The organism is Aeromonas sp. DNP9, from assembly GCF_001728955.1.
Lineage (GTDB): Bacteria > Pseudomonadota > Gammaproteobacteria > Enterobacterales > Aeromonadaceae > Aeromonas > Aeromonas veronii.
Map to the genome: position 1 here is coordinate 40623 of NZ_LYSQ01000003.1, position 14030 is coordinate 54652.

General features: G+C 62.7%; 13 protein-coding genes. 7 read left to right on the forward strand and 6 right to left on the reverse strand.

Annotation, left to right across the window (positions count from 1 at the left end; translation table 11 throughout):
* The first annotated feature begins 143 nt into the window (after positions 1-143).
* The 3 genes from katG to A9G06_RS02375 all read left to right on the forward strand — a co-directional run bounded on the left by katG (position 144) and on the right by A9G06_RS02375 (position 3727).
* Positions 144-2321 (forward strand): catalase/peroxidase HPI, encoded by a 2178-nt coding sequence (gene katG, locus A9G06_RS02365; RefSeq protein ID WP_069554156.1) that lies wholly within the window; start codon positions 144-146, stop codon positions 2319-2321.
* Positions 2322-2585: 264 nt separating this feature from the next.
* A complete protein-coding gene (locus A9G06_RS02370; protein ID WP_042081229.1) occupies positions 2586-2981 on the forward strand; it encodes a thioesterase family protein in 396 nt (131 codons plus the stop codon).
* Positions 2982-3025: 44 nt separating this feature from the next.
* Complete coding sequence (locus tag A9G06_RS02375; protein WP_069554260.1) at positions 3026-3727, forward strand: hypothetical protein; 702 nt, start codon at positions 3026-3028, stop codon at positions 3725-3727.
* 36 nt (positions 3728-3763) lie between these two features.
* Here A9G06_RS02375 and A9G06_RS02380 read toward each other — a convergent pair whose 3' ends face one another.
* The 3 genes from A9G06_RS02380 to tyrS form a co-directional block, all read right to left on the reverse strand.
* Complete coding sequence (locus tag A9G06_RS02380; protein ID WP_069554157.1) at positions 3764-4513, reverse strand: lipase secretion chaperone; 750 nt, start codon at positions 4511-4513, stop codon at positions 3764-3766.
* Positions 4510-5421 carry a triacylglycerol lipase gene (locus A9G06_RS02385; RefSeq protein WP_031227935.1) on the reverse strand — a complete coding sequence of 304 codons (912 nt, stop codon included), beginning with the start codon at positions 5419-5421 and terminating at the stop codon, positions 4510-4512. Before A9G06_RS02385 ends, A9G06_RS02380 begins: the two co-directional genes overlap by 4 nt.
* A 168-nt stretch (positions 5422-5589) precedes the next feature.
* The gene (tyrS, locus tag A9G06_RS02390) at positions 5590-6855 is read right to left on the reverse strand and encodes a tyrosine--tRNA ligase (RefSeq protein WP_069554158.1); all 1266 of its coding nucleotides are present in this window, start codon (positions 6853-6855) and stop codon (positions 5590-5592) included.
* Positions 6856-7000: 145 nt separating this feature from the next.
* Between tyrS and A9G06_RS02395 the strand changes: the two genes are divergently transcribed.
* Positions 7001-7849 carry a helix-turn-helix transcriptional regulator gene (locus tag A9G06_RS02395; RefSeq protein ID WP_069554159.1) on the forward strand — a complete coding sequence of 283 codons (849 nt, stop codon included), beginning with the start codon at positions 7001-7003 and terminating at the stop codon, positions 7847-7849.
* 12 nt (positions 7850-7861) lie between these two features.
* Here the strand turns inward: A9G06_RS02395 and A9G06_RS02400 are convergent, their stop codons facing one another.
* Both A9G06_RS02400 and A9G06_RS02405 read right to left on the reverse strand, forming a co-directional pair.
* Positions 7862-8638: an ABC transporter substrate-binding protein gene (locus A9G06_RS02400; protein WP_069554160.1), complete on the reverse strand. Its 777-nt coding sequence runs from the start codon at positions 8636-8638 to the stop codon at positions 7862-7864.
* A 109-nt stretch (positions 8639-8747) separates the two neighbouring features.
* The gene (locus A9G06_RS02405) at positions 8748-10118 is read right to left on the reverse strand and encodes a hypothetical protein (RefSeq protein WP_069554161.1); all 1371 of its coding nucleotides are present in this window, start codon (positions 10116-10118) and stop codon (positions 8748-8750) included.
* A gap of 223 nt (positions 10119-10341) precedes the next feature.
* Between A9G06_RS02405 and A9G06_RS02410 the strand changes: the two genes are divergently transcribed.
* Positions 10342-10659 carry a YnjH family protein gene (locus A9G06_RS02410; protein ID WP_021231798.1) on the forward strand — a complete coding sequence of 106 codons (318 nt, stop codon included), beginning with the start codon at positions 10342-10344 and terminating at the stop codon, positions 10657-10659.
* A 310-nt stretch (positions 10660-10969) separates the two neighbouring features.
* Here A9G06_RS02410 and A9G06_RS02415 read toward each other — a convergent pair whose 3' ends face one another.
* The gene (locus tag A9G06_RS02415; RefSeq protein ID WP_069554162.1) at positions 10970-12418 is read right to left on the reverse strand and encodes a catalase; all 1449 of its coding nucleotides are present in this window, start codon (positions 12416-12418) and stop codon (positions 10970-10972) included.
* A gap of 161 nt (positions 12419-12579) precedes the next feature.
* Here A9G06_RS02415 and A9G06_RS02420 point away from each other — a divergent pair, with 161 nt between their 5' ends.
* Positions 12580-13077 (forward strand): GNAT family N-acetyltransferase, encoded by a 498-nt coding sequence (locus A9G06_RS02420; RefSeq protein WP_069554163.1) that lies wholly within the window; start codon positions 12580-12582, stop codon positions 13075-13077.
* A 4-nt stretch (positions 13078-13081) separates the two neighbouring features.
* A complete protein-coding gene (locus A9G06_RS02425; RefSeq protein ID WP_069554164.1) occupies positions 13082-13936 on the forward strand; it encodes a GyrI-like domain-containing protein in 855 nt (284 codons plus the stop codon).
* Positions 13937-14030 lie beyond the last annotated feature (94 nt).

Here is a 14030-nt window from a genome sequence, read left to right on the forward strand (position 1 = left end):
CGCCCAATTTCTGGCGCGGCTGACGTGCGCGCCGGGGGCGCTTTGGTGAAAAATCAGTAAAACGGCCGCCGCAGCACAGTTTGTGTCACGCCTCTGTGCCATGCTGTTTCAGGTTATGGACAGCAGAGCAAATGAGGAAAACGATGAGCAACAATTCAGACAGTTCCGCAGGAAAATGCCCGGTCATGCACGGGGGAACCACCTCCGTCGAGACGTCCAGAATGGAGTGGTGGCCGAAGAGCCTCAACCTCGACATTCTTCACCAACACGATACCAAGACCAATCCGCTGGGGGCCGGTTTCAACTATCGGGAAGCCTTGAGGGGGCTCGATATGGCGGCCCTCAAGCAGGATGTGACCGCCCTGATGACCGACAGTCAGGATTGGTGGCCCGCCGACTGGGGCCACTACGGCGGCCTGATGATCCGCATGGCCTGGCACTCGGCCGGGACTTACCGCATCGCCGATGGCCGCGGCGGCGGTGGCAGCGGCAACCAGCGTTTCGCCCCGCTCAACTCCTGGCCGGATAATGCCAACCTCGACAAGGCCCGTCGCCTGCTGTGGCCCATCAAGAAGAAGTACGGCAACAAGATCAGCTGGGCCGATTTGATTATTCTGGCGGGCACCGTGGCTTATGAGTCCATGGGGCTCAAGACCTTCGGCTTCGCCTTTGGCCGTGAGGATATCTGGCACCCGGAGAAGGATATCTACTGGGGATCGGAGAAAGAGTGGCTGGCGCCCAGCGGCAAGCCGGGCGGTCGTTACTCCGGCGAGCGGGATCTGGAAAACCCGCTGGCGGCGGTGATGATGGGGCTTATCTACGTCAACCCGGAAGGGGTGGATGGCCAGCCCGATCCGCTGAAAACCGCGCAAGATATGCGGGTCACCTTCGCCCGCATGGCGATGGATGATGAAGAGACGGTGGCGTTGACTGCCGGTGGCCACACCGTCGGCAAGGCTCACGGCAACGGCGATGCCAAACAGCTTGGCCCCGAGCCGGAAGGGGCCAACCTCGAGGAGCAGGGGCTCGGCTGGATTAACCACCACAGCCGCGGCATCGGCCGCAACACGGTGACCAGCGGCATCGAGGGGGCCTGGACCACCCACCCGACCCAATGGGACAACGGCTACTTCGATCTGCTGTTCAAGTACGACTGGTGGTTGCAAAAATCACCGGCGGGGGCCCATCAGTGGGAACCGATCAATATCGCCGAAGAGGATATGCCGGTGGATGTGGAGGACCCGTCGATCCGCTGCAAACCCATGATGACGGATGCCGACATGGCGCTCAAATTCGACCCCGAGTATCGCAAGATTGCCGAGCGTTTCCGCGATGACCCGGCGGCTTTCTCCGACGCCTTCGCCCGCGCCTGGTTCAAGCTGACCCACAGGGATATGGGGCCGAAGAGCCGCTATGTCGGCCCCTATGTGCCGACAGAAGATCTGATCTGGCAGGATCCGGTGCCAGCCGGGCGTGCCGATTATGATGTGGCGGCGGTGAAGGCCAGGATCGCCGCCAGCGGCCTCTCCATCAGCGAGCGGGTGAGTACCGCCTGGGATAGTGCCCGTACCTTCCGTGGCTCTGATAAGCGGGGCGGTGCCAACGGCGCCCGCATCCGGCTGGCGCCGCAGAAGGATTGGCCGGGCAACGAACCGGCGAGGCTGGCGAAGGTGCTGGCGGTCTATGACAAGCTGGCGGCCGAGTGTGGCGTCAGCGTCGCGGATCTCATCGTGCTGGGGGGCAACCTCGCCATCGAGCAGGCTGCCCAGGCCGCCGGAGTGACGGTGAGCGTGCCGTTTGCGCCGGGCCGGGGGGACGCCACTCAGGCCCAGACTGATGTGGCCTCGTTCGAGGTGCTGGAACCGCTGGCCGACGGCTTCCGTAATTGGCTGAAGCAGGACTATGTGGTGACGGCGGAGGAGTTGCTGCTGGATCGCGCCCAGTTGATGGGGCTCACCGCCTGCGAGATGACGGCGCTGGTCGGCGGGATGCGGGTGCTCGGCACCAACCACGGCGGAACCGGGCACGGGGTCTTTACCGATCGGGTCGGGGTACTCAGCAACGACTTCTTCGTCAACCTGACCGACATGGGCTACCAGTGGCTGCCAAAAGCGAGCAATCTCTACGAGATGCGCGATCGCTGCAGCGGCGCGCTGAAGTGGACGGCCACCCGGGTGGATCTGGTGTTCGGCTCCAACTCGGTGCTGCGCGCCTATGCCGAGGTCTATGCCCAGGACGACAACAAGGAGAAGTTTGTCTGTGACTTCATCACCGCCTGGAACAAGGTGATGAATGCGGATCGCTTCGATCTGTTGGGCTAGTCCCCGAGCCGTTTGGTTATTTGCACCCGCCCCGCACAGCCAAGATGTGCGGGGCTTTTTACTACCCGCTTTTCTGTGCAGCCCTACAATCCGCCGTGCTGCGACACCTGCTGGCCGGTCGCGCAGGGCCGCTGGCATCCCTGTGCTTGGGCCAGCAGTATCATGTAACATGCTGATCCGCTGATGATGCCCGGCGGCCACCCATTGGCCACTGATGTCCCATGAACGAACAAGGACAGAAACAAAGAGACAAGGAGTCAACCCATGCTGGAAATGCAGATCCAACCCCGCTTTCAGGAGACGGATGCCCTCGGCCATATCAACAATACGGTGCCGGCGGTCTGGTTCGAATCGGCGCGGGATCCCCTGTTCCGGATCTTCTCCCCCGATCTGGATGTGCATAACTGGCATCTGATCATCGCGGGCTACACAGTGCAGTTCAAACGGGAGCTGTTCTACGGCCAGCCGGTCACCATCAAGACTGGCGTGCGCCGCATCGGCACCAGTTCTTTCACGGTCTGGCAGGAGGCCTGGCAGGGCGGCGAACTGGCCGTCACCGCCGAAACGACCCTGATCCATTTTGACTACCGGGCCCGCCAATCCCAGCCCCTGAGCGATGCTCACCGGGAGGGGCTGCGGGCCTGGCTGACAGAGAGTTAACCACGGGCCGGATGGCCCATCACAGGAGTGTTATGTACAACTCAATGCGCAACACAGCGATCGCGCTGACCCTGGGATTCTGCTCCCTCCCTTCTCTGGCCGCTTCTCTCGCCGAGCAGTTTACCCTGATGGAGAAGGGGGCCGAGAGCGCCCTCGATACCCGTCAATTCAGCCATGACGGCGTCGATATCAAGGCCTGGATCGATGGCGCCCCCGTCATCATCGCCGTGCCCATCATGAACGAGCTGGGCAAGCTGGAAGGGGAGAGCCGCTACTACTTCAAGGGCGGCAAGCTGTTCGGGGTCAAAGAGCCCGCCGCCCAGTTCGCCTTTGACGACAGCGGCAAGCTGACCCAATGGCTGGACGAGAAGGGTCAGCCCGCCGAGTTCGTCAGCAAGATGAGCATGCAGCAGCGTCAGGAGTGGCTCACCAAGCGGGCCGCCGAGCTGAGCAAGCTGTTTGTGGTGAGCGCGGCCGAACAGAAGGCGGCCAAGGGGGGCGTCAAGCTGAAGGGGGCTGAGCTCGCCCACTGGCTCTGCAACGGCAAGCTGATGGATCTCGCCCACGGCGACAAGGTGATCTTCGAGCAGGATAAGCTGAAGATTGGCGAGCAGGGGATCGAGGGGGAGGTCTCCCTGCGTCAGGATAAGGGGTGGCAGGAGCTGAGCCTCAAGTGCGAGGTGCAGGGCACTCAGGTGACCCGCCTCACCTGGCAGCCGCTGCCGGGGGCCAACAAGCCGCAATAAGCGCAATAGCAAGGGGGCCCATCGAGGGCCCCCTTCTCATTCGGCTTGTGGCTCCCCCAGCTTGAGCCGGGTGAGCGCCTCGACCCGGCGCCACTGTCCGGGCTCGAACCAGCGGGCCAGCAGCTCCTGCTGCTGTTCGGCCCTGGCCTCGTTCGGTAGTTGCCTGAGCTCGGCCAGAAAACCGCTGAGCTGCTCCTCGAACCCTTGCCGGTTCTGCTCCAGCTGGCGCATCCGATCCACCGCTTCCGGCCCCCCCGTCTCCAGCAGCAGAGCCTCCCGTTTGGCTGGCTCCATCTGCGCCAGCTCTTGCAACTCCTCAATCAGGCGGCTGTTGGCCTCCGCCTCGCGAAACCAGCCCGGTTGCTCCGCCAGCCAGAGATCCAACTCGCTGGCCAGCTGCGACTTGTCGCTGTCTCTTGCCTCCGCCAGCGCCCTGCGGCGCAGGGTCAACTGCTCCATCATTCGATCCTCGGCAAACAGCTGGGCCTGCTCCGCCGGGGTAAAGCTCTGCTGGCGCAGCTGCTCCCGCTCGTCAAACAGGATCTGCAGGCTGGCGAGGGAGATCTCGGTGGGCACCGTCAGGCTGCTCTGGGCGGAGACAAAGGTGCGATAGCGCGCCTGCAGGGCATCGGCAGCCTCCTGCTCGGGATCGTGCGGGTGGCTCTGTGCATGCTGGCTGGCTTGAGCGGGGGATGAGTCTGCCGTCGGTGCCGTGGGCCAGAGCAACACCCCGCCAAGCAGCAGGGTGATGGCGCAGGGCACGACGAGCAGGGTGGCTATCTTCATAGTCCCAGCTCCTTGAGACGGTTGGCATGCTGGCGATAGAGGGTGACCGGATCGGTCTCGAACAGATGGTGGATACCGAAGGACTGGTTCACTTCGTCCAGATGGTTCATCCGGTAGTCGGTGCCGATCACCTTGCCGAGGTGGCTGCTGCAGACCCCGACCAGTCCGTCATTGGGCTCCTTGAAGAAGGCACCGGTCAGCGCCAGCGCAGGATCCACCGGATCCAGCAGATTGGTCAGGTTGCCGCGTCCGCTCCAGGAGAAGTAGTAGACGCCGTTGCTGGCCTGCATCGGCCCCTCGCCGCAATAGCGGCTGGGCAGCCCCTCCGGGTAGCGCTGATTGAACTGGCTGGCCCCCTTGCTGGTGAGGGCATCGAGCGCGGCGACCGGATCTTGCGGTAGCTGGCTCCCGCCGGAGAGCAGTGAAATCATGCCGGAGAGAGCGTGGGCCGCGGCGGCCGCCAGCTTCTCGGCGGCGCTGCCGGGGGCGGCATTGGCCCGCACCAGATCGGCAATCTCGGAGCCATAGTTGACTCCGCCGACGCTGGTGGCGGAGGCGACCAGTTCGGGGGCGACCGAGGCAACATAGCGGATGGTGGGGCCGCCGTGGGAGTGGCCGATCAGGTTGACCTTCTCGGCACCGGTGGCAGCCAGCAGCAGCTCAACCTGGGCGAGCAGTTGCTCCCCCCGTTGCTCCGAACTGGCGGTGGCCGATACCTGGGCCACGTAGACTTTGGCTCCATCCCGGCTCAGGGCCTGGGGAATGCCGTAGAAGTAATCGACCCCGAGCAGCTTGTCGAAGCCGAACAGGCCGTGCACCAGCACTATGGGGTAGCGGGTCTGGGTGTATCCGCTGGCGTGTGCCAGCATGGGCAGGGTACAGAGCAGCACCAGAAGCCATCTCTTCATCATCAGCATCCTTGTTGATTCGTGAGGAACAGATTGTGTGGCGTACTCCATGTTCGCCGGTGCCAGTATGGTGGCTGCTGACGGGAGAGGCTGTGAGGGGGATCGCAACTCGGGATTCAAAAGGGATTCAGGATGCGGGCGGGGAGGCTGTGCTCCCCGCCCCGCGGCTTATTGCCACTCCACCAGGTGGTACTGCTTCTTGCCCCGGCGCAGCAACAGGTAGCGGCCAAACAGCCGATCCGCAGTACTCAGCAGCTCATCCTGCTTGAGCATCCCATTGAGGCTGATGGCGCCCGCCGCCAGCAGTTCACGGGCGATGCGCCTGGAGTTAGCCAGACCGCAGCTGACCAGCAGACTGACCAGATCCGTCTCGCCGCTGATGATGCTGCTCGGCATGCCATCCTGCGCCAGCTGGGCCAGATCGCTCTCGCCGAGGCGGGTCACGTCGCCGCTAAACAGCAGTTCGCTGATGCGCTGCACCGCCGCCAGCGCCGCTTTGCCGTGCACCAGCTCGGTCAGTTCGTTCGCCAACACCTGCTGGGCCAGCTTGCGCCCTTGCCGCGTGGCATCCTCTGCCTCCAGCGCCTCAATCTCGGTCAGCGGCATAAAGCTGTAGTAGCGCAGGAATCGGTAGACATCCTCATCCGCGGTGCCGAGCCAGAACTGGTAGAAGGCGTAAGGGGAGGTGAGCGCCGGATCGAGCCAGACCGCACCACCCTCGGTCTTGCCAAACTTGGTGCCGTCTGCCTTGGTGATAAGTGGCAGGGTCATGCCGTGGACCTGCGCCTGATGGAGGCGACGGGTCAGATCCATGCCGCTGGTGATATTGCCCCACTGGTCGTTGCCGCCAATCTGCAGGGTGCAGCCGAGCCGCTGGTGCAGCACCGCAAAGTCGTAGGATTGCAGCAGAGCGTAGGAGAACTCGGTGAACGAGATGCCCTGATCCGGGCGAGCCAGCCGCTGGCGCACCGATTCCCGCGCCAGCATGGCATTGACCGAGAAGTGCTTGCCGATATCCCGCAGAAAATCGAGGGCGGACATCTGCCCCATCCAGTCGCCATTGTTGACCAGTTGCGGGGCAGACATACCATCATCGGCGGGCAGCAGCGCCCTGATTTGGGCCGACAGGCTGGCGACCCAACCCTGCACGGTATCGGCACTGTTGAGGCTGCGTTCGGTCGCCTTGAAGCTGGGGTCGCCGATAAGGCCGGTTGCCCCGCCCACCAGTGCCACCGGGGTGTGGCCCGCCAGCTGGAATCGGCGCAGCATCAAGAGCGGCACCAGATGACCGATATGCAGGCTGCCGGCGGTGGGATCGAACCCGCAATAGACGGTGCGCGGGGTGGCAAGATGATCGGCTAGGGCCGCCGGGTCGGAATTCTGGGCCACAAGGCCGCGCTCGGTCAGCTCATCGAGCAGGTGGGGGTTGATCATGGGTACTCCAACAACAGGGGAAAAGCCGTCATCCTCGCCGTTCTGGCTGGTGGCGGATATGTCCCCTGAGGGACAGTTTTGCCACTCTCGTGCTAGCATTCAGTCATAGCGGGGAATCGCTCCCCGTCAACGGAAACGTGTCACCATGACCCAGCCATTCACCACAGATGCCTTGACCCGCAGCATGACCGAGGTGGTCGATGCCCTGCACAGCAGCGCCTTTGCGGCGGCGCTGGTGCGGCTGATCCAGCAACAGGTGGCGTTTGATTGTGCCCTGCTGCTCGGGGTGGGGCAGCGCCCCGTCTACCTCTACGACAACCTCAATCATCAGCGGGCTCTGCTGTTTGATCGCTACCTCACCAGCCACTTCAGCCAGGATCCCTTTATGCAGGCGCTGGAGCAGGGCTTGCCTGCCGGCGTCTGGACCCTGGCGCAGGTCTCCCAAGGGCGGCTCGATCCCGAATATCGCCACCACTTCTATCAGGCTACCGGCTGGCAGGAGGAGGTGGGGCTGATCCTGCCGGTGCGGGACGGACTGACGCTGATGCTGTTTCTGGGACGACTCGACAAGCGCAGCACCCTCAGCCGTGACGAGCTGGCGAGGCTGGAGCAGCTGTTCCCGCTGGTGCATTCGCTCTGTCGTCAGCAGTGGCAGCAGAGCCAGCCGCTGCTGGCCCAGAGCACTGCACTGCCAGACAGCGCCAGCCTCAGGAGTGCGGTGGAGCAGGCGATGGCGAGCGTGGGGGGGGATCGGCTTACCCGGCGCGAGCGGCAGGTGGTGGAGTTGCTGCTGCAGGGGCTGGATACCGAGGCGATTGCCGCGGAGCTCGGGATTGGCAGCGGCACGGTGAAGAATCACCGCAAGCATCTCTATGGCAAGCTACGGCTCGGCTCGCGGGCCGAGCTGTTCCATCTCTTTCTGAACCACCTCATTACGGCGCCGCTGGAGCCATCCCCCGCCTCATCGGCGGGAGATACAACGAGCCCGCCATAGGGCGGGCCGGGGTTACTCGAGGCGCGGGAGGGGGGGATTGGTTTCGGGCAGGATACTGAGCAACTGGTAGCGCTTCACCAGCTGCTTGTATTCATCCCCCTGTCTGACCTTGTCCAGCGCCTGTTGCAGGCGGGCAACCTGCTGCTTGTCTGCCCTCAGGTTGAAGGCGAAGCAGTTGTCCTGCTCTTCAAGAATCGCGACGGTGACAAAATCCTCGCTGGGGAAACCCAGCTCCTTGGCCTGATGGCGCAACATCACCTCGTTGCCCGCCACCAGATCGGTGCGTGCCATGATGAGCTGGCGCACCACCTGCTCCATGCGCTCTACCGACATCATATTGCCCGGGCTGATCCCGCGGTTGAGCAGCAACTGCTCCCCGACATCCGCCTGCATCACGCCGATCTGCAGTTTGGCGAGATCCGCTTTGCTGGCCACTTTGGGGGCATCCTGCTTGCGGCCGACCAGCGCGACCCTGGAGTGGCTGATGGGGCAGACCCAGAGGAAGTGGGGATCCCGCTCCTTGGTGTGCGCCGTGGTAAAGAGCACGGCCTCTTGCTGCTGGGTCAGCAGATACCAGCCGCGGGCCCAGGGCAGAAAGTGGATGGGTTGCTCCGGCTCCCCCATTTCGCGCCACATCAGGCGCAGCAACTCGACCGCCAACCCCACAGGCTGACCATTTTTATCCTGGCCATTGAGTGGCATGTTCTGCTCCGAATAGTAGATAAGTGCCGGAGCAGGGAGCGCGATAAACAGGGCGAGAGAAGCGAGAGCAGGGAGCAGACGATGCATGATGCACTCCTTGTGCGGGTAGTTACCTAACAGTCTATGTGGCCTTTTCCATAACGTCATGATCCGGTAGCGGGATAAAAAACAGGCCACCTTGCGGTGGCCTGTCGGTTTATTTGAGCAGGGCTTCCATCTCCGCCTCTGCCTTGGCGCGAGCCTTGGCTTCCGCCGCTCTGGCGGCATCGGCGACGCTCTCTCCGGCCGTATGGGATGCGGTACTGACGGCCTGCCGGGCTGGTTCGGCAACGGCCTTGGTAGCTTCTTGCGCCGCGGGCGCAGCGGCGCTGCTGACGGCCTGTTTGGCAGGAGCTGTAACAGCCTTGGTGGCCTCTTGCGTCGCGGTTGCTGTAGCGCTGCTAATGGCCTGTTTGGCAGGAGCTGTAACAGCCTTGGTGGCTTCCTGTGTCACGGTCGCGGCGGCACTGCTGACTGTCTGTTTGGCCGGAGCGACAACGGCTTTGGTGGCTTCTTGCGTCACGGTCGCAGCGGCGCTGCTGATGGCCTGTTTGGCCGGAGCGGCAACAGCCTTGGTGGCTTCTTGGGCCGCGGTTGCAGTGGCGCTGCTGACGGCCTGTTTGGCCGGAGCGGTAACAGCCTTGGTGGCTTCTTGCGTCGCGGTCGCAGCGGCGCTGTTGACGGCTTGCTTGGCCGGATCAGCAACGGCCTTGGTGGCTTCTTGGGTCATGGTCGTAGTGGCGCTGCTGACTGCTTGCTTGGCAGGAATGGCAACAGCCTTGGTCGCTTCTTGCGTTGCAGTCGCAGCGGCACTGCTCACCGCTTGCTTGGCTGGCGCAGTGACTGCGGTGGTTGCACTACGGGTCAGATCGGTCGCGCTTTGGCTCACCGCTTGAGTTGCCTGCCCTGTGGCGTTGGCGGCTGCGCCGCTGATAGCCTGACTTGCGCTGTTGGTCAGCGAGCCGGTGACGCCGCGGGTCACTGTGCCCAGCGCGCTGCCAAGGGAGAAGGGGGAGGCGCCACTCTGACTGGTCGCTGCGCCGGTCAGGGCATTGGCCGCCGGGGTGAGCTGGCTGGTGGGGGTCTGCCAGCCCTGCATGGCGGTTGGCCAGGTCGGTGCCGTGCCTGCCAGATTTTCGCCGAAGGTCAGGGTGGTGCCATCCCCTTTTTGCAGCAATACCGACATCTGGTTGGTTTGCGAGTTCCACACCATCCCCGCTTGCTTGGCGATATCCGGCACCGGCGCATACTCGGAGACCACATAGAAAAGCGGCCCCTCCTGCTGTAACTTGTCGGCAGTCTTGAGCAACTGCATGGTGCTGTCGTAATTGGGGCCAAGGATGGCGGTCATCCGATCCTTGATCAGGGGTTGTTCGAACAGATTGACCTCGTTTGGGTCAAAGCCGACCAGCGGCTTGAGCAGGGCCCACATCAGCTGGCTGGTGGGGCTCATCATCAGCAATGGGGCAACGCAGGCGGACAACATCAGGCTCAGGCAGGCCGCCTGAAGCAACGGCATGATACGCATTGGGATAATATCCAAATAACGATTTGATAAATAAGGTTATATTTTGTCAGGACGTGACAAATTCACCGGAAGTTTGCGCGTGGCAGCGAGAGACTGCCCGCAGGCGCTGGCAGGCTACCATATTGGTTCCACAATGCCAGCAGGCAGTATGATTGTCAGTCAAGTAAACCCCGGGGCTGGTCGACTCTTCGAGAGTGCCTCCCATCGAAACAGGATCCCTCTCATGAAAAATGTACTGCTCTGCCTGCTGGCCTCCCTCTGGCTCGCCCCCGCTCTGGCCGCGTCCAAAACCACTGTGGTGGGCGAGTCTGCCAGTCCCGAGCTGGTGTTGCCGCTGGGCTCATTGCCCGAGCGGGTTTGCTGGTTTGCGGATCAGAAATATTCCGAAGGGGCCCGCATTCTGCAGGGAGATATCTGGCTGGAGTGCGGCCCGCAGAACGACCTCGAGAGCAATGGCCCGCTGGCCTGGCGCTCTCCTGCGGTGGTGTTGCCTGCCACCCGGGGAGCAAAAGATCAGAAGACGATTTCCGTGGGTCAGTGAGGCTTTTCTTGATCCAGCTAAAGACATGGACGTGATCCCTGTCGCATAATGCAGCTCCTTTCTTCTCTTGGCTGGAACCTAAGAAATGGCTCGTCGCTCTTCCAATGCACAACGTCGTCGCAGTAGCTGGTGGTACAAACGCTTGTTGGCAAGGGAGCGGGAAGAGCGTGAAGCGCGTTCCGTCCGGGATTGATACAGCATTGAAAAACGGAGCTTCTGGCTCCGTTTTTGCGTTTATTACTCTTAGCAGAATAACAACGGGGGCCATCAGGCCCCCGTTTTGTTTTTGCAGATGTTGCCTGCTTGTGGCTTAGCGCTGCAGGGAGGCCAGTGCCAGTTCGACTCGTTTAGCGTACTCGGGGTCGGCCTGTTCGAAGTGTTTGAGCTGGGCCGCGACGATGGCGTCATCCTCCACATTGATAAGGGAGCGGGCCAGGTTGGCGGCGAGCCGCGAACGCTGCCCCTCGTCCATGATACGGAACAGGTTGCCCGGCTGGCTGTAGTAGTCGCTGTCGTAGTCACGGAAGTCGTAGTGCAGGGCGGCCCCTTCCAAACTCAGCGCCGGTTCGTGCTGCTCGCTCGGCTGCTGGGTGCCGAAACGGTTCGGCTGATAGTTGGGGCTGGCGCCGCCATTGCTGTCCGCCCGCATGGCACCGTCACGATGGGCGCCGTGATGGAACGGGCAGCGCGGGGCGTTGACCGGCAGCAGACCGTGGTTGACACCGAGGCGATAGCGCTGGGTGTCACCGTAGGAGAAGAGTCGCCCTTGCAACATGCGATCCGGCGAGAAGCCGATACCGGGCACCACGTTGGCCGGGGTAAAGGCGGCCTGCTCCACATGGGCGAAGTAGTTGTCCGGGTTCTGGTTGAGCTCCAGCACGCCCACCGGGATCAGCGGGTAGTCGCTGTGCGGCCACACCTTGGTCAGGTCGAAAGGGTGAATGTTGTAAGTCTGGGCTTCGGCCTCCGGCATCACCTGCACATAGACCTTCCAGCGCGGGAAGTCGCCCCGCTCGATGGCATTGAACAGATCCGCCTGACTGGTCTCCCGATCCTGCCCGACGGCGGTGGCGGCCTCTTCATCGGTGTAGAAGCTGTGGCCCTGCTCGGTCTTGAAGTGGAACTTGACCCAGAAGCGCTCGTTGGCGTCGTTGATAAAGCTGAAGGTGTGGCTGCCGTAGCCGTTCATCTCCCGCAGGCTCTTGGGGATGCCGCGATCGCTGAACAGTATGGTGACCTGATGCAGGGATTCCGGATGGCGTGACCAGAAGTCCCAGGCGGCAGTGGCGCTGCGCAGGTTGGTGCGCGGATCCCGCTTCTGGGTGTGGATGAAGTCAGGGAATTTCAGCGGATCACGGATGAAAAAGACCGGGGTGTTGTTGCCCACCAGATCCCAGTTGCCCTGCTCGGTATAGAACTTGAGGGCGAAGCCGCGCACGTCGCGTTCGGCATCGGCGGCGCCCTTCTCACCGGCTACGGTGGAGAAACGCAGGAATACAGGCGTCTGCTTGCCGATGGCGCTGAACAGATCGGCCTTGCTGAACTGGCTGATGTCGTGGGTCACGGTAAAGGTGCCGTAGGCGCCCGAGCCCTTAGCGTGAACCACCCGCTCGGGAATGCGCTCGCGGTCGAAGTGGGCGAGTTTCTCCATCAACCAGATATCCTGCATCAGGATGGGGCCGCGCGGACCGGCGGTGAGGCTGTTGTTGTTGTCGACGACGGGGGCGCCGTTGGCGCTGTGCAGAGTCTTGTCAGTCATGGCTTCTCTCCTTGTTGATATGGGGTCAGCCTACGGATCTGCGACGTGCTCGGCCAATGGGCCTTTCCTCGCCCTTTGATAGGCAAGACAAATGGGTGCGTGTAGGGGATGTGTAACCGCGCCAGATATTGCATGATGGTGGCTTCGAGAAGGAGCCTCATATGCAGATTACTATCCGTCATGCCGAACCCGCCGATGCCCCCGCCTTGCGGGATCTTTACGCCATGCCCACTGCCCAGGCGGGCACTTTGCACCTGCCTATGCCACCCCTTAGCCAGTGGCAGAAGCGGTTGGAGAACGACAGCGTGGTGGCACTGGTCGCCGACGTTGACGGCCTGCTGGTAGGCCAGCTATCGCTGCTGGTTGAGCCCAATCCGAGACGCAAGCATGTGGCCGGTATTGGCATGGGAGTGCGGGATGACTGGGCTGGCAAGGGGGTTGGCTCTGCCCTGATGGCCGCGGCGCTGGATCTGGCCGATAACTGGCTCAACCTGCACCGGATTGAGCTGACCGTCTATACCGACAATGAGGCCGCACAGGCGCTTTATCGCAAGTTCGGTTTTACCGAGGAGGGGCGAGCCCGTGACTATGCCTTCCGCCAAGGGCGTTATGTGGATGCGCTCTATATGGCCAGAGTTGCGGGGAGCGTCAGTCGCTAACGGTATGGTCGATTATCAGGCCAGATTGCGCCCGGTGATCCGGGCGCTGGAGCAGAACCCCGAGCTCTGCCTCAGTGAGGCGGCCACTCTCGCCTCGCTCTCCAGCTATCACTTTCACCGGGTCTTTACCGCCGTCACCGGCGAAACCCCGGCCGAGATGCAGCGCCGCTTGCGGCTGGAGCGGGCGGCCCGCTCCCTCTGTTACAGCCGGGATCCGGTGACCGAGATTGCCTTCTCGGCCGGTTTTGCCAGCTCGCAGGCCTTTGCCAAGGCGTTTCGCAAGCAGTTTGCCATGACGCCGGGGGCGCTGCGCCGCCAACCATCACTATTGCAACTGAGCAAGAATGGACACTCGGCCGCCCGCGAGGCTGGTTATGCTGAAAGCCGTTCCCATGAAAGGAGGCAACCGATGAAAACCGAACAGATGGCCCCGCGCACCCTGGCCTATATCCGGGTGACCGGCCCTTACGGCACTGGCTATGAACCGGTGTGCGACCAGCTCTATCAATGGGCCGCCGGGCTGGGGCTGGCCGAGGGGGAGTGGATCTTTATTTACCACGACAACCCCGAAATCACCGCACCCCAGCAGTGCCGCACCGATATCTGCGTCACCGTTCCTGCGGGTACCAAAGGCGGCGGCAATGTGGAGATCCAGCCGCTGGCGGGTGGCCGTTATGGCCAGTCACGTTTCACCGTGACCGAACCGGCCCAATATCCAGCGCTCTGGCAGCAACATATCGGTGAGGTGGTGGCGGCCGGTTTCGAATTTGATGATCGACCCTGTTTCGAGCTCTATCACAGCTTCGATCCGGTGACCAAGGTCGCGGATGTGAGCTTCTGCTCCAGCCTCAAGGGGTAGGACACAACAAGACGGAAGGGCGGTGCAGAACGTCGCGCAGAAACGAGAGAGCCGGACAGTGTCCGGCTCTTGTGCATCTGGCGGATGGGGCGGC